Genomic DNA, 16,061 nt, shown 5'->3' on the forward strand with positions numbered 1-16,061 from the left:
ATCCTCCCAGCGTGCCTGACAGCAAGACGCCGCCGGAAAGCTCCGGCGGCGTCTTGCGCGTTGAACGGGCAAACGGTGTTCAGTGGACCGCCGCATACATGATCTTTTCCTCGGTCACGCTGAGCGGCGAGAACTCCTCGACGATGCGCCCCTTCTGCGACACCAGGATGCGATCCGAAAGATTGATGACCTCGGGAAGGTACGACGAGATAACGACGACGGCCATGCCCTCATCCGCGAGGCGGTTGATGAGCTGGTGGATCTCGGCGATCGCGCCCACGTCGACGCCCCGGGTCGGCTCGTCGAAGATGATGACCTTCGGCTTCTGCACCAGCGACTTGGCGATCACCACCTTCTGCTGGTTGCCGCCGGAAAGCTCGATGACATGGGCGTTGTTGTTGATCGCCTTGATGTTGAGCTTCTTGGTCCATTCGTCGGCGAGTTGCTGCATCTCGCTGAAGCGGACCACGAAACCGCTTGAATGCGAGGATGTCAGTTCACCCATATGCAGGTTCTCCGCGATCGACATGGTCTCGAAGAAACCTTCCATCTTGCGGTCCTCCGTCACATAGACGATACCGTCGAGCACGGCCGGCCGCGGCACGCGATAGCGCACCGATTGCCCGTTGAGGTGTACCTCCCCGCCATGGAAGAAGTTGCGCTTCAAGACGCCGGCGACGATCTTTGCCGTCTCGGTGCGGCCGGCGCCGATGAGCCCGAATATGCCGGTGATCTGCCCGGCATAGACCGTGAAAGAGTTGTTGCGCACGAGCTTGCCCATCGACAGGTTCTGTACGCTGAGCACGCGCCTCCCGGGTTTCCTGACCGACTCGCGGCGATGATAGAGCGCCTGCGACAAGGTGCGGCCCACCATGGCGCGCACGATCTTCTCGCGGTCGAAGTTCTTCGTCTCGTCGGTGACGACGTGTTCACCATCGCGCAGCACGGTGATGCGATCCGAGATCGCCAGCGCTTCCTCGAGCGCGTGGCTGATGAAGATGATCGAGACCCCGCGCTCCTTCAGCCGCTTCATCAGCGCGAAGAAGTAATGCTTCTCCTCGGGCGTCAGCGTCGCCGTCGGCTCGTCGAAGATAATGACGCGCGCGTTGTGGCGCACGGCCCGGGCGATTTCCACCATCTGCTTCTTGGCGGCGCCGAGCGTCGCCACGTTTGCCCACGGATCGACGTTGAAGTTAAGCGACTGCAGGAACTGCTGGGCCGCGATGTACAGGCCGCGAAGGCGATTGAAGTACTTCTCGTCGCCGAGATAGAGGTTCTGGGCGACCGTCATGGACGGAACCAGGCTGTTCTCCTGGAACACCATGTTGACCCCGTTGTGCAGGGCCTCGGCGGGAGTGGCGAAATGCGTCGGCTTTCCGTCGACAAGCATTTCACCTGAGGTCGGCGATGTCACGCCGGCCATCATCTTGGTCAGGGTCGACTTTCCCGCGCCGTTCTCGCCGAGCAGCGCATGGATTTCTCCCTTCTCCAGCGAGAACGACACGTTCTTGACCGCCGGCACGCCCCGATATTCCTTGGTGACGCCTCGCATTTCGATCAGCGATGCCATGCTATTCTCCAAACCCTTCGTCGGTCGGCAGGGACACGATCGCGTCTCCGCCCTTGCTCGTCGCCAGGAGGCGGCCATCGGCTTCAAGGCAGGACGTGATGCCATGACGGCGGCCATCGGCGCGGCTGTGCATGCTGAATACCGGCTGGAACGCCTCGTCCAGGCGCAGAACCAGTCCGTAGGAGCGTGTCGGGGCCCATGGCTTGACGATACCGAGGTGCTTCAGCCCTCCGCCCTGCAGCGGCTCGAGGAACGTCAGCGGCGCTGAAATCGAGGGAGCGATCCACAGATGCTCGGGCACCTCGGTCATCATGCTCTGGCGGTAGTCCGCCTCCCTGAGTACGAATTCGATGAGCTGGCTGCGCGGCGCGAAGACCGCAAGCCATGCTCCGCCTCCGGCGGCTGGGGAAAGGCGCGCCGGGTAGCCGGCTATGTCGCCGAGTTCCACGACCGGCCGCCGTCCCCTGGCAACGCGTATGAGCTGGTTGCGCCAGCTCTCCGACACGATGACGCTGCCGTCGGCCTGAGCCAGCAGGCCATAGGGGAACGCAAGACCGTCCGCCAGGCATTCGGCTTCGCCGTCGACCGGCACGCGCCAGACCGAACCACTGGCATTCTTCTGCATGAAATCGCGCTTCCACCACGAGGGCTGGTTCGAGGCCGAGCCCACGGCCAGGACAAGCGTGCCTTCGTCAACGAAGCTCAGCGCGGTCGGACATCTGATGTCGTGACCACCGACCTTCGACACTATCCTGCCGTCGTGGCGTCCGCCCTTCAGCAAGACACGACCGTCGTCCAGCCCGACGGCGAAACCGCCGCCCGGACGCGCTGCGAGCGCTGTCACCGGGCTGTCGAAAGTCGCCACGCTTTCCGACGAAGACCCGCGCAGTGACCTGACCTCGTTGCCCGAGGAGAAGAGGATGCTCGAACCGTCGGATATGAGATTATCGGGCGATTTGGCTTCGAGGGCGAGCGGAGAGCCCTCGATGACCTGATTGGGACTGAGCGCGCCGTCCATGGGCGGCACTGTGACCGAATAGGCGCCGGCACCACGCCAGGCATCGAAGAGATTTCGGATGGCGCTGATCATTTCTGCTTCCCCCAATAGCAGTCCTGATTGGTGAAGTTCGGATCGGCGCCCGGGATTTTGTATTTGCCGACCCGGTTGTTGTAGATGCCGCCGAGATAAAGGTAGCCCTTGTGCTCGTTGCAGGAGGTGAGCATGGGGTGGTTGACGCCGCTCTTGTCCCACAGGCAGTCGACGATCTTGCCCTGTTCGGTGAACTTCACCACATTGCCGACGTTCATCTGCGGGAAGAGCCATTCGTCCTGCGCCACCCGCTGCACCATCCGCTTGCGGAAGCCCGGCTTGCGCAGGGCGAGATCGAAGACCGGTGTACGCATGCCGACGATCGCCAGCCAATATGTGCCGTCCGAAGCGCGATTGATGTTGTCGGCGTAGCCAGGCAGGTTGGTGATGAGTGTCTCGACCTTGCCCGCCTTCGGACCTTCCAGCCAGTAGCGCTCGACCGAGCAGCCCCAGGTTGTCGCGAACAGCACGGACTTGCCGTCGTGCGCCACGCAGACGCCGTTCGGGAAACGCAGGTTGGGAACGACGGTCCTTGTCGTCTTGTCCCGTGGATCGTAGCAAAGGATGCGACCGTTGCCGCGGCCCTCAAGCGCGTCCACCATCCATTCGTCCGGGTCGAAGCGTATCGTGCCCTCGCTGAAAAAAACCCGGCCATCCGGTGCAATGTCGAGATCGTCCGCGTAGCGGATGCGGGAATCGTCGATGATGGAGAACAAGGACCGGTTCGTTTCGTCGGCGAGCTTGACCACCTCGCGCGTGTCCTTGCGGATCTGGTAGAGCCCCATGCCGGCAACGCAGCATGTCAGGTTGCCGTCCCGGTCGAAGGCCATGCCCAGCGGCGCGCCGCCGATATGTGCGTAGACTTCCCAGCGTTTGTGGTCCGGGCCGAAGTAGCGGATGATGTCGCCCTGCCGGTTGCCGAAGTAGATGTTGTCGTCCCGGTCGAGCAGCGGATCCTCGCAGCCATCGATCTCGCCAAGGCCGATAAGCTCCACGTCGCGCAATTTATCGTTGAGCGCGTAGGGAGAGTCGGATCCTTCCTCGGTGGAGGGGCAAGGCACCATCTTGAAGTAGGTCGGCGAAACATAGACCTGCGACAACACCTTGTGGCGGTTCTTCAGCCAGCGGACATCGATCGCGACGGCGATCAGCAACGCCATGCCGAGCACCATTGTGTTGGCGCCGCTGGTCAGGCCGAGCCGAACGAGACTGTTGGTGATGATGAGCACGATGATGGCGCCCAGGACGGCCTTGGCGATCGAGCCACGGCCGCCGCCGAGGCTGATGCCGCCGAGGACGGCGGCGGTAAGCGCCGTGACCTCGAGGCCGACGCCGGTGCTGGCGCCGGCCGAGGCCAGGCGCGAGGCATAGAAGATGCCGCCGGCCGCCGCGAGCAGCCCCGACATGACATAAGTTATCGCGACCGTGCGGCGCACGTTGATGCCGGCATTGTGCGCCGAACGGCGCGAACCGCCGACGGCGAGAATGTGCCAGCCGGGGCGAAGCCGGGACAGGAAGACATGGCCGACAACAGCGATCAGCGCCGCGAGCAGGAACGCGACCGGAATGCCGAAGACGCCGTCGCCGCCGACAAAGTTCCAGATTTCCGATGTCTGCGTGGGCAGCAGGATGTCGATTGAATAGTTGAGCACCAGCGTGTCGTCGATCGCCCGTACGATGATCAGGGTGACGAGAGTGGTGAGAAAGGCGCGCAGCCGCAGGTAGCCGACCAGCACGCCGTTCACGAGGCCGACCGCCGCGCCCGACAACAGCGCGGCCCCGACCGCCGCCCATACCGGGTAGCCCAGCCAGTTGAACATCGCCAGCATCACGAAATTGCTGAGCGCGAAGGTCGAGCCGACGCTGAGATCGATGCCGCCGGCGAGCATGACGACCGTCATGGCAAGCACGACGAAGAGAATCTCGCCGAGCTCCCTCGCCTGATCGCTGACGCCGACGCCGCCGAGGAAGTTGGGTATGAGGGACCAGAAGATGCCCAGGGTGACGACCAGGATCAGGAACGGGATCGCGTTGTCGATCCAGTTCTTGGACAGAATCTCACCGATCACATGGTCCGGTATGAGGCGCGTGCGCCAACGAGCGTAGGTCTCCGAGGCCGACATCAGCGGCGCCTCCTGCAAAATCAGTCACAGGGAGCGGCGCTTGCGCGCCGCTCGTTTTTGTTTCGGATTGTTCGCCTCACCCACTCATTGCTGCGTCCAGCAGGAGGTCGGCGTGACGTTTTCCTTGGTGATGGTCGTCAGCGTCGAATAGAAGCCGAAGGGCTTGGAGCCGGGCTTTTCCGGTGGGTTCTGCAGCAGCGAGCGGACGGCTAGGGCCAGGTCACGGCCCTGTTCCTTCGCGTTGTAGCCGACATAGGCGTCGAAGGTGCCGTCCTCGATACGATCGCAGGCTGCTTCCTTGCGGCTGCCGCCGTCCGTTATCAGCTTGACCTTTCCGGTCTTGCCGGCTTCGGCGATCGCAGCGGCCGCGCCCATGTCCTGGCTGTCCCAGAACCCCACGACGGCGCAAAGATCCTCGTTCTGCTTCAGGATGGTCGCGGTGATGTCCTTGGCCTTGGAGGCATCCCAGTCGCCCGACTGCGTTGCGACGACCTTGAGCTCGGGATAGCGGGTCAGGGCATCCTTGACCCCCTGGAGGCCGATGGTGACGGTGGGCGTCGTCGGCGTGCCGATGAGCAGCGCGATCTTGCCGGACTGGCCGGTACCCGCGCCGCAATATTTCGCGGCGATGTCGATCTCGCTCGAAAGCAGGTCGAACCAGTCGACACCGACATAGGCGTCACCGGTGTTGAGCGACTTCAGGTTGACCTGGACGACCGCGATGCCCTGCGCGTTCGCGCGGTCGACCAGCTTCGAATAGGCCGTCATGTCGAGCGGATGCAGGACAAGGACATCCGGCTTCTCGGCGATAAGCTGGGTGACGGCCTGCGCACCGGCGGCGACGTCCCAGCTCGGATCGCGGATGATCAGCTCGTAACCGAACTGTTCGGCGTCCTTCTTCAGCGCGGCGGCCCACGCCTGTGTCAGGTCGATGCCCATCGAGAGCGGCACGAAGGCGACCTTCTTGCCCTTGAGGGCCTTCAGCGTCGTGAGATTCTGGCCGTCGTCGAAATGCTCGGCAACGGCAACGGCCGGCAGCGTGAAGAACGCTGCCGTCAGCAGGCCCATGATAAACTTCCTGATACGCATGACTTTCCTCCCTGGTCACTTGTTGGCTTTGGATTAAGGCGGGTTAGATGTCCCCTTGCTGGGACGTCTGCTCATCGCGCGGATTGACGATTGAATCCGCGACGATGGCCACGAGAAGAATGCAGCTCTTGACGATGTTCTGGATCGTGTACGGGATATCCATGATCGTCATGCCGTTGAGAAGGATGCCGATGAGGAGCGTGCCGACGACGACGTTGCGGACCCCGCCCTTGCCGCCGCTGAGGCCGACGCCGCCGATCACTGCCACCAGGATGATGTCGTAGACCAGCGTCGAGTTGGCGACGCGGGCGTTCATGGAACTGACGGCCGTGGCCGTGATGATGCCGGCCACGAATCCGATAAGCGATGAGATCACATACTGCACCACCATCATCGGGCGTACGGGCACGCCGGCGACCCGCGCCGTCAGAGGATTATCGCCCATGGCGAAGATGAAACGACCCGGACGTGTCTTGCGCAGGAACAGGAACGCAATGAACGAGAACAATGCGAAAAGCAGAACAGGATTGGGAATGCCAAGCACCCGGCCGCTGCCGATCGCCTTGAACGAGGTCGCGGTGGCCGGCATGAAGGTGACATCGTTGGCGACGAGAAAATAGCGGCCGAAGCCGTAGACGACGAGCCCCATGGCCAGGGTCGCGAAAAGCGCGGGTATTTCGACATAGGCGATGAGCAGGCCATTGGCCAAGCCGACGGCGAGACAGAGGCAAAGCCCGTAGAGGAGCGCAATGCCGAGCGGCGTGCCGCTGTTGGCCAGCGTCAGCATCCAGGCAACGGAAATCGCCATGGTGGCGACTATGGACAGGTCGATGCCGCGCCCGATGATTGTGAGCGCCATGCCGATGCCGAGCACTCCCAGTATGGAGACGCTGCGCACAAGCGACAGCAGATTGTCGGCCTGCAGAAATCCCTTCAGCGTCGCCGCGAAGACGAGGAAAAGGACAACGGCAATGGTGAAGACGATCTTTTCCTGACTAAAGTGAAAGGCCTTCAGGTAACGGCCCGCCGAGGCGCTCACGACAGGAGCTCTCCGGACGGCCTATCGGCGGCCGGGCAAAGAACCGCCTTCATTGCATGACAGCGCACGGCATTCCTCCCTCATTCCCACCCTTAGCCGCCCTGCGCGCGAGTCCTCCGGCGCATGACGGCAGGATTTCCTCAGACCCAAATTATCCCAGACGGTTAGAATAAATACTGACCAGTTTTATATTGTCCCGGAAGGTACATGGCTTTGTTTTTTTCCGCAAGCTGACCCTCGAATTTTCGCAAAGCGTTTCCGCGCAATCCATTCGCGGATCGGAAGGCGCGTCTTTGGATATGATGAGTTCTCCACCTTGCGCGCCGCTTCGGTCAGGCGCCCCGGAATTGCGGCTTGCGCTTCTCGGAAAACGCGCGCCGGCCTTCCACGCGGTCCGCGCTGCCGTACAGGTGGCCCCAGAGCATCTCCTCGAAATCAGCCGCCTCGGACAAGGGCAACTCAGCCGCCTTGTCCGCCAAGCGTTTGGCTGCCCGCACCGCCAGCGGCGCGTTGTCGGCTATGGAGTGGGCAATCTCCCTTGCGCGCGGCATCAGCCGCTCCGCCTCGACAACCTCGCTGACGATACCCCATTCCAGTGCCTTGGCCGCCCCGACGATCTCCCCGGTCAGAAGCAATTGCATCGCGACGGGTCGCGGCAGGGAACGCATCAGGCGTTGGATGCCCGCTATGGCGGGGATGGATCCGATCCTCACCTCGGTCAGGCCGAACCGCGCATTGGCCGAGCCGATGCAAAGATCGCAGTTAAGCGCGATCTCCATTCCGCCGCCGACCGCCGCGCCGTTCACGGCGGCAATGATGGGCTTGGTCAACCCCATCCTGCTCAGCGCGATATTGCGGACATAGAGCGGGTGGGTCGCATCGGTCTTGCGATCGAAATAGCCCTGGAGGAAGCCGCGCTCCTTCGGAACGGTCTCGTGGATATCGGCGCCGGCGCAAAAAGCCAGGGTTCCGGCGCCGGTGAGAATGGCGACCCGCGCGCTCCCGTCGTCCTCGAAACGCAGCAGCGCTTCGTTCAGCGCGACCATCGTCGAGGGCGCCAGCGCGTTTCTGCGAGCCGGACGATCGATGACGATCGTCGCAATGCCGTCCGCGACCTTGAAATCGATCATCCGTCACGCCCTCCCCGGCTTCAATTCGGGCGAGGGTGCGATCGGGAGGCCCGGCTGTCTAATCGCAACTTTTTTTAAGGATACAAAAACGCCGGCTTTGAATGACCGGTCAGGCCAGCGGTCCTGCTCTCCCGATTGGCCGGCGAAACCGCCCTAGCCCAGCCTGAGGTCTCTCGCCCGCTTGAGCATCTCAAGCACGATCGGCTCGTTTTCGCCCTTGCGCACCACGGCGAAGAACGCGATTGGGTCGGCGACCATCTCGGGCACCGGAACGAATTCGCCTCTCGCGATCCTGTCGCGTACCAGGAGTTCGGGCAGGATCGCCATGCCGCCGGAACTGGCGACGACATCGATCAGCGTGCGGACATGGTTGCAGGTGTTTATCACGGGCCGCTTCAGGTTGGATTGCCTGAGCGATTCCGCCATCACCTGGTAGAGATGTGAGGGCCTCGACAGGCACCAGACCGGAAGATCGGGCACCTCGCCGCCATCCACGGACCGTGAAAGCCGCGAGGCAAGCTCGCGGCCCATCAGCCACTTCATCTCGACCGTGCCGATCGGAGCTGCCTCCAGCGCCGGGCTGTCGATCGGTCCGACAAGGAAAGCAAAATCGATGGCGCCGGCTTCAAGCTTGTGCCGCAGGTGGATCGTGAGGTCGATCTCAACCTCCAGAGTGACGTTCGGCATCAGGCGTTTGATCTCGGACAGAAATGCCGGCAGGCTCTCGACCGCGACGATCTCGCCACAGCCGATCTTCACAATCCCGGTCGCCGTCGAAAATGCTTCCGTCGCGAGCAGGACGGTCTCGAGCTGCGCCCACAGGGCCTCGCATTGCGCGGCGAACTCCCTGCCCTTCACCGTCAGCAGCATGCGCCGGCCTTCACGCCGAAAAAGGCTGAAGCCGAGATGGTTCTCGAGTTCCCTGACGCGCGCCGATATCGACGGCTGGGTGGTGTTCAGTCTTTCCGCGGCCGCGTTGAACGTGCCAAGGCGCGCGATCCAGAGCAGCGTCTCGATGTGATAGAGCGCGATGCGATTGATCACGAGCGGCAGGCCCCCGGTCCCAACATCAAGCCGCGGCGCCCGCCCTTTCTACACCTCTCCAGGGATTTGTCAGGACGCCCGGCCAATGGCGCTCGTGGCACGCCGCGAACGGCTGCCGCGATCAATGCACGGCCGCGTACATGATGCGCTCTTCGGTCGCCTCGCCCGGCGTGAACTCCTCGACGATGCGGCCGAGGCGCGAAACCAGTATCCGGTCCGAGAGGTTCATGATCTCGGGCAGATAGGACGAAATCACCATCACGGCCAGCCCGTCGTCGGCGAGCTTTCCGATGATCTCGTGGATCTCGGCGATCGCGCCCACGTCCACGCCGCGCGTCGGCTCGTCGAAGATCACCAGCTTCGGCTTCTGCACAAGGCCCGAGGCGATGACCACCTTCTGTTGGTTGCCGCCGGACAGTTCGATGACGCGCGCGTTGGAGTTGATGGCGCGGATATTGAGCTTCTTCGTCCACTCGTCCGCCAGGACTTTCGCGCTGGCATGGTTCACGACGGCGGCCGTGTTGAGGCCCGCGCCGAGCAACCCCGAATAGAGATTGTCGGCGATCGACATCGTGTCGAAGAACCCCTCAAGCTTGCGGTCCTCGGTGACGTAGACGATGCCGTCCCGGACCGCCGGTCGAGGCACGCGGTAGCGCACGGAGTCACCGAAGAGCTTTATCTCGCCGCCGTGGAAATAGTTGCGCTTCTGCACGCCCGCTACGACCTTGGCCGTCTCCGTGCGTCCCGAACCGATCAGGCCGAAGATACCCGTGATCTGTCCGGCGTAGATGGAGAAGCTGTTGTTGCGCACCATCGAGCCCATCGAGAGGTTCTGGACGCTGAGCACCTTCTCGCCGGCCGCGCGGTTCTTGCGCGGAGCATTCGAGTAGAGTTCGTTGGACAGGCTGCGGCCAACCATGGCTCGAATGATGCTGTCGCGGTCGAAATCGCTGGTATCGCCGGTGGTCACCAGTTCGCCGTCGCGCAGGATCGTGATGCGATCAGAGATCGACAGCGCCTCCTCCAGCGCATGCGAGATGAAGACGATGGAAACCCCGCGTTCCTTCAGCCGCTTGATCAGGGAAAAGAAGTAGTACTTTTCTTCCGGGGTGAGCGAGGCGGTGGGCTCGTCGAAGATGATGACGCGCACGTCCTGGCGCACCGCCCGCGCGATCTCGACCATCTGTTTCTTGGCAGCGCCGAGCGTGGCCACCGTGGCCCAGGGATCGACGTTGAAATTGAGCGACTGCAGGAACTGCTGGGCGGCGATGTAAAGGCCGCGCAGGCGGTTGAACAGTCGCTCGTCGCCCAGATAGATATTCTGCGCCACCGACATCGATGGAACCAGGCTTGTTTCCTGGAACACCATGGCGATGCCGTTGGCGAGGCCTTCGGCCGGCGTCTGGAAGGATACTTCCTTGCCGTCGAGCAGCATCTTGCCGCCCGAGCGCTCGGTGACTCCGGCCATGATCTTCATCAGGGTCGACTTGCCTGCGCCGTTCTCGCCCAGCAGGGCGTGGATCTCGCCTTTGCGAAGCGTGAAGTTGACCTTCTTGACGGCGGTGACCCCTCGGTACTCCTTGGTCACCGACTGCATTTCGACGATAGAGGTCATGCCCGCTCCGCTTTAGCTGCAAGCGCCATCAGGACGCCGTCCCCCTTGCTCGCCACCATGGTCGCGCCGTTCCAGTCCGCGGCGCTGGTCACGCCGTGGCGCTTGCCGTCGGACCTGCTGTGGAAGCTGTCGACCGGTTTGAAATTCTCGTCGAGCCTGACAAGCAGGCCATAGGATCGGGTCGGCCCCCAAGGCTTGTGGATGCCGAGATGCTTCACGCCTCCACCCTGCAGCGGTTCCTTGAAGCTGCGTCCCGCACGCAGCGACGGCGCCATCCAGAAATCCTCCGGCACCTCCGCTATCATGCGTTCGCGATAGACCTTCTCGCGCAGCACAAATTCGATCATCTGACTGCGCGGCGCGAACACGCTGAGCCAATAGCCCTGCCCCGACGCGGCACGTGCGAGACGACCGGGATACCCCGGAATGTCCCCCAGTATGGTCTCCCAGCTGCCATTGGGGCGCTTGCGCACCAGGCGATGCCTCCACGCCTCCGAAACTACCGGCGCTCCGCTGGGGTCGGTGACAATGCCGGCCGGGAACGCCATGCCTTGGCCGATCGTTTCACCCCGCGATCGTGAGGGCGGCACCCGCAGCACGGTCCCATCCGACCCGAGCGTCATCAAGTCCCGCTTCCATTCCGACGCGCTGTTCCTTGTCGAGCCGACACAGACCAGCAGCGCGCCGTCGTCCGCCAAGCTCATCGCGGTTGCCGACGCGCCTTTTTCCGGAAGATCGATCTCGATCTCGTTCGCATCGCCTGCAGCGGGCCTGATAAGAACGCCGCCTTTGTCGAAGCCGATCGCCAGACCGGCGCCTTCCGATGCCGCAAGCGTGGAGATCGGGGCGTGGTAGGCCTTCACCAGCCGCGGCTGCGCACCCGGCGCGTCCAATGCCAGGAGCTTTTCGGCCTGGCTGAAATACAGCACGCCGCCATTGACCGTGAGGTTGTCGATACCGGTCGCATCTAAAGCGGTGGGAGCTTCGTCCAGCCGCGCATTGGGACGCATGGCGCCGTCCATCGACGGAACCGTGATGGAATACTCGCCCCGGCCCCAGACGGCGTCCCAGATCCGTGTCAGACTGTTTCTCACGACCAGTTCCTGAAATAAAGCGCGCGATCGTTGAAGTTCGGATCGGCATCCGGCAGCTTGAGTCGGCCAAGCCGGTTGTTGAAGACGCCCCCCAGATAGAGATACCCCTTGTGCTCGCGCATCGAGGTGATCATGGGGTGCTTCTGGCCCGAACGGTCCCAGAGGGATTCGAGGATCTTGCCGTTGACGTCGTATTTGACCACGCCGCCGGTGTTGATGTTCGGATAGATCCATTCCTCGAAGGCCACGCGCTGGGTCATGCGCCGGCGGAAGCCCGGCATGCGCATGGCGAGGTCGAGTGAGGGTGTGCGCATGCCGAGCATTGCGACCCAGAAATGGCCGTCGGATGAGCGCCGGATGTTGTCGGGATACCCCGGCAGGTCGGTGATGACCGGAAGCACCTTGCCCTTCTGCGGCCCGGCGAACCAGTAGCGGTTGATACGTCCCGCCCAGGTCTCGGCGAAGAACAGCGACTCGCCGTCGCCCGTCATGCAGATGCCGTTCGGGAACATGCGGCCCGGCAGTACAGTGCGCGTGACCCCGGTCTTCGGATCGTAGCGCAGGACACGCCCGTTGCCACGTCCCTCCATGGAGTCCGTCGCCCAGTCGGTGACATCGTAGCGGATCGTCGCCTCGCTGAAATAGACGGAGCCGTCGGGCGCGAAATCCATGTCGTCGGCGAAGCGCATGCGACTGTCGTCGATGATCGAAAGCCGGCTGCGATTGGTCTCGTCGGCCAGCCGGATCACCTCGCGGTCCGGCGTCACCTTGTAGAGGCCCATGCCGCTGATGCAGGCATAGAGCGCGCCTTCCCCGTCGAAGTGCAGGCCGAGTGGCTGGCCTCCGATATGGGCAAAGATTTCGCGGCGCGTATAGTCGGGCGCGAAGAACTTGACGATGTCGCCGTGACGGCTGCCCGTGTAGATGTTGTCGTCCTTGTCGAAGGCCAGGTCCTCGGCGCCGTCCACCTGGTCGAGGCCGATCGGCTCGGCCTCGGCCAGCCGGTCGTTGATCTCGTAGGGCGAGCCGGAACCCGGATCGGTCGCGGCGGCCGCTGTCGGGGCGAAGTAGGTCGGCGAGACATAGACGCGCGAAAGCAGCTTATGCCGGTTCTTGAGCCAGCGTACGTCGGTGGCGACGGCAACGAGCAGCGCGCCGCCGAGCAGAAGCGAATTGTAGCCGCTCGGCATCTGCAATCGAAGCAGGCTGCCGGTCAGCAGGACGACGATGAAGGTTCCGAGCAGCGCCTTGGCCACGGAGCCGCGACCGCCGCCGAGGGAGTTGCCGCCGAGCACCGCCGCCGTCAGGACGGTGACCTCCAGGCCGGCGCCGGTTTCCGAGCCGGCGCTGTTGAGGCGCGCCGCGTAGAGGATGCCGGCGAAGCTGGCGAAGATGCCCGATATGACATAGGTCAGGCACACGGTGCCGCGCACATTGATGCCGGCGTTGTAGGCCGAACGCCGCGATCCCCCGACCGCCGTGATGTGCCAACCCTTGCGCATGCGGGTGAGGAAGATGTGCAGCGCCACCGCGACGACCAGCACCAGCACGAAGTTGAAGGGAATGCCGAGCACGCTACCCGCCGCCAACAGGTCCCATAGATGCGAATCCGGCATGAAGAGGACGACGTCGCGGGCGTAGCGGAACGTCAGGATCTCGACGATGGCGTCGATGATGATGAGCGTCGCGAGCGTGGTGAGGAAGGCGCGGAGCTTGAGGTAGCCGACCAGGACGCCGTTGACGAGCCCACAAAAGGCGCCGACCAGGATCACGATCGCAATGCCCGCCAGCACTGGCACCTGGATATAATTGAGCAGGAACAGCGTCAGGAAATTGGCAAGGGCGAAGACCGATCCGACGCTGAGGTCGATGCCGCCGGCAAGGATGACGAGCGTCATCCCCAGCACCACGAAAGTCAGCTCGCCCATCTGCCTCAGCATGGTCGAGAAGGTTCCGAAGGTGAAGAAATTGTCGATGACGGTGCCGAAGAAGATCAGCAGCAGCGCAAGGATGAAGACCGGGATCGCATTGTCGATCCAGTTCTTCGAAAGCAGTTCACCCACGACGTGGTCTGGCACCAGGCGGTAACGCCATTTCGCATACGTTTCCGATATCGCCATTTCACATCTCTGAATTCGTAACCTGCGGAAAATAGAGCGCCCGTGCGGGGCGCTCTATCGAAATGGGCTCAGTAGCCGCGCTTGATCTCGTCCAAGGTCCAGCACGAACTCGGGGTCAGCGCCTCCTTGGTGAGGTTCTGCGTCGTCAGGTAGATGGCGAACGGCTCGAGCGTTTCCCCGGCCGGACGCTGCAGGATGACGGCGATTGCGTCGTTGATGTGCTTCGACAGCTCACGGATGTTGTAGGAGACGTAGAAGTCATAGCTGCCGTCGGCGATCTTTTCGCAGGCCGCCTTCTCTCCCGCGCCTTGCGAGACGACGAACACCTTGCCGGTCAGGCCGGCTTCGCGGATGGCGGCGGCCATGCCCGAATCCTGCCCGTCCCAGAGGCCGAAATAGCCGCAAAGGTCAGGCGACTGGCGGACCACCGTCGACACGACCGAATGAGCCTTGCTGGCATCCCAGTCCGCGGCCTGGTCGGACACCACGGTCATTTCCGGATGCGCCGCCATGACGTCGTTGAAGGCCTTCATGCCGATGAAGTTCGTGGGATTGTTCGGCGTGCCTTCCAGAGCGGCGATCTTGCCGTTGCCGCCGTTCTTGGGGCTGCATTTCTCGACCAGCTTGAGAGCGTTCGTCTCGGCGTTCTTGTACCAGTCGATGCCGACATGGGCGGTCGAGTTTGTGGTCGCCTTGACATTGACCTGCAGCACCCGGACGCCGGCTTCCATCGCCTGCTTGATGACGCGCGCATAGGCCTGCATGTCGACGTTCTGGATGATGACGAGATCGGGATGCTCGCTGATGATCTGCGTGATCGCCTGGACGCCCTGGTCGACGTTCCAGTTCGGGTCGCGGATCTGGAGCTGGAAGCCGTACTGGTCGGCCATCCGCTGCATGCCCGCGGCGAAGCCCGCCGCGATGTCCATGCCGATCGAGATCGGCACGAACACAACCTTCTTGCCCTTCATGCTCTCGTAGAACTTGGTCGACATGCCGTCGTCGAAGCCGCCACCTTCAGCCTTGGCGGCCGACAGGCCAAGCGTGAGTGCGATGGCTGCGCTTCCTATGATGTTGATCAGCTTTTTCATTTTCTCCTCCATTTGGTCAGTAGCGTCAGATATCGCCTTGTTGCGACGTCTGTTCGTCACGCGGGTTCAGAACCGTGTCGATGATGATGGCGACCAGGAGGATCACTCCCTTGATGAGGTTCTGGATCGAATAGGACACGTTCATGATCGTCATCCCGTTGAGAAAGATGCCGATCAGCAGCGTGCCCACGATGACGTTGAAGATCCCGCCGCGGCCGCCGCTCAGCACGATGCCGCCAAGCACGACGACGAGGATGACATCGTAGACCATGGTCGAGTTGACAACGCGGGTGTTCATGGTGCCGACGAGCGTCGCCAGGACCAGCCCCGCAAAGAAGGCGATTGACGCCGAAATCACATATTGCAGCAGCATCATCGGCCGGGTCGGCATGCCCGCGATGCGCGCCTTCAGAGGGTTGTCGCCCATGGCCCGGATGAACACGCCGGGCTTGGTGTGGCGCAGGAAAAGATGCGCCAGCAGCGCGACGGCCGCAAAGGCAATCACCGGGATCGGAATGCCGAACAGGTAGCCCGCGCCGAATTCTCGGGTCCAGGACGCGCTTTCCGGAATGAAAAGGAGGTCGACATCGACGAAGGCGACACGGGTGAAACCATAGATCGCCGTGGTCATGGCGAGCGTGGCGAATATGGCGGGGATCTCCGCGTAGGCCACCAGGAAACCGATGACCAGGCCGATGCAGACCACGAAGATGTAGCCGAGCAGGACCGCCTGCCAGACCGGCGTGCCGCCGCCCAGCATGAAGATCACCCAGGCCACCGACATGGCCATCGTCGAGATGATGGCCAGATCGATGCCGCGTCCGATGATGGTGAGCGCCATGCCGATGGCGAGGATTCCCAGGATCGAAACGCTCTGGACCAGCGACAGCAGATTCCCGGCATTGAGGAAGCCGGGAAGGGTCACGCCGAAGACAACGAACATTAGCGCGGCGATCGCGAGAACGATCCGCTCCTGCGAGAAAAATGCCGAGCGCCGAGCGCCGGCCTTCTCGTTGATTGCCGTTTGCATAGTACCAGTCCCTCCACAGGCCCCGA

The 16,061-nt window shown here is 62.9% G+C and carries 12 protein-coding genes; all 12 read right to left on the reverse strand.

What is annotated here, in order from left to right; translation table 11 throughout:
- Positions 1–79: 79 nt before the first annotated feature.
- The 12 genes from MesoLj_RS31630 to MesoLj_RS31685 all read right to left on the reverse strand — a co-directional run bounded on the left by MesoLj_RS31630 (position 80) and on the right by MesoLj_RS31685 (position 16,035).
- Positions 80–1,570 carry a sugar ABC transporter ATP-binding protein gene (locus MesoLj_RS31630; protein ID WP_202323781.1) on the reverse strand — a complete coding sequence of 497 codons (1,491 nt, stop codon included), beginning with the start codon at positions 1,568–1,570 and terminating at the stop codon, positions 80–82.
- A 1-nt stretch (position 1,571) separates the two neighbouring features.
- Positions 1,572–2,660 carry a hypothetical protein gene (locus MesoLj_RS31635; protein ID WP_202323782.1) on the reverse strand — a complete coding sequence of 363 codons (1,089 nt, stop codon included), beginning with the start codon at positions 2,658–2,660 and terminating at the stop codon, positions 1,572–1,574.
- On the reverse strand, positions 2,657–4,783 hold the full coding sequence (locus MesoLj_RS31640) for an ABC transporter permease (protein ID WP_202323783.1): 2,127 nt from the start codon (positions 4,781–4,783) through the stop codon (positions 2,657–2,659). Before MesoLj_RS31640 ends, MesoLj_RS31635 begins: the two co-directional genes overlap by 4 nt.
- Before the next feature lie 84 nt (positions 4,784–4,867).
- Positions 4,868–5,872: a sugar ABC transporter substrate-binding protein gene (locus MesoLj_RS31645; protein WP_140775002.1), complete on the reverse strand. Its 1,005-nt coding sequence runs from the start codon at positions 5,870–5,872 to the stop codon at positions 4,868–4,870.
- 43 nt (positions 5,873–5,915) lie between these two features.
- Positions 5,916–6,911 carry an ABC transporter permease gene (locus MesoLj_RS31650; protein WP_244735227.1) on the reverse strand — a complete coding sequence of 332 codons (996 nt, stop codon included), beginning with the start codon at positions 6,909–6,911 and terminating at the stop codon, positions 5,916–5,918.
- 332 nt (positions 6,912–7,243) lie between these two features.
- On the reverse strand, positions 7,244–8,041 hold the full coding sequence (locus MesoLj_RS31655; protein ID WP_202323784.1) for an enoyl-CoA hydratase/isomerase family protein: 798 nt from the start codon (positions 8,039–8,041) through the stop codon (positions 7,244–7,246).
- Positions 8,042–8,194: 153 nt separating this feature from the next.
- The gene (locus MesoLj_RS31660) at positions 8,195–9,085 is read right to left on the reverse strand and encodes a LysR family transcriptional regulator (RefSeq protein WP_202323785.1); all 891 of its coding nucleotides are present in this window, start codon (positions 9,083–9,085) and stop codon (positions 8,195–8,197) included.
- A 121-nt stretch (positions 9,086–9,206) separates the two neighbouring features.
- Positions 9,207–10,700: a sugar ABC transporter ATP-binding protein gene (locus tag MesoLj_RS31665; RefSeq protein WP_202323786.1), complete on the reverse strand. Its 1,494-nt coding sequence runs from the start codon at positions 10,698–10,700 to the stop codon at positions 9,207–9,209.
- A complete protein-coding gene (locus tag MesoLj_RS31670) occupies positions 10,697–11,722 on the reverse strand; it encodes a hypothetical protein (protein ID WP_140774999.1) in 1,026 nt (341 codons plus the stop codon). Before MesoLj_RS31670 ends, MesoLj_RS31665 begins: the two co-directional genes overlap by 4 nt.
- A 68-nt stretch (positions 11,723–11,790) precedes the next feature.
- A complete protein-coding gene (locus MesoLj_RS31675; protein WP_140774998.1) occupies positions 11,791–13,914 on the reverse strand; it encodes an ABC transporter permease in 2,124 nt (707 codons plus the stop codon).
- A gap of 68 nt (positions 13,915–13,982) precedes the next feature.
- Positions 13,983–15,005 carry a sugar ABC transporter substrate-binding protein gene (locus MesoLj_RS31680; RefSeq protein WP_181180064.1) on the reverse strand — a complete coding sequence of 341 codons (1,023 nt, stop codon included), beginning with the start codon at positions 15,003–15,005 and terminating at the stop codon, positions 13,983–13,985.
- Positions 15,006–15,030: 25 nt separating this feature from the next.
- Positions 15,031–16,035: an ABC transporter permease gene (locus MesoLj_RS31685; protein WP_202323787.1), complete on the reverse strand. Its 1,005-nt coding sequence runs from the start codon at positions 16,033–16,035 to the stop codon at positions 15,031–15,033.
- Positions 16,036–16,061: the final 26 nt, after the last annotated feature.

This window comes from Mesorhizobium sp. 113-3-9, assembly GCF_016756515.1.
Lineage (GTDB): Bacteria > Pseudomonadota > Alphaproteobacteria > Rhizobiales > Rhizobiaceae > Mesorhizobium.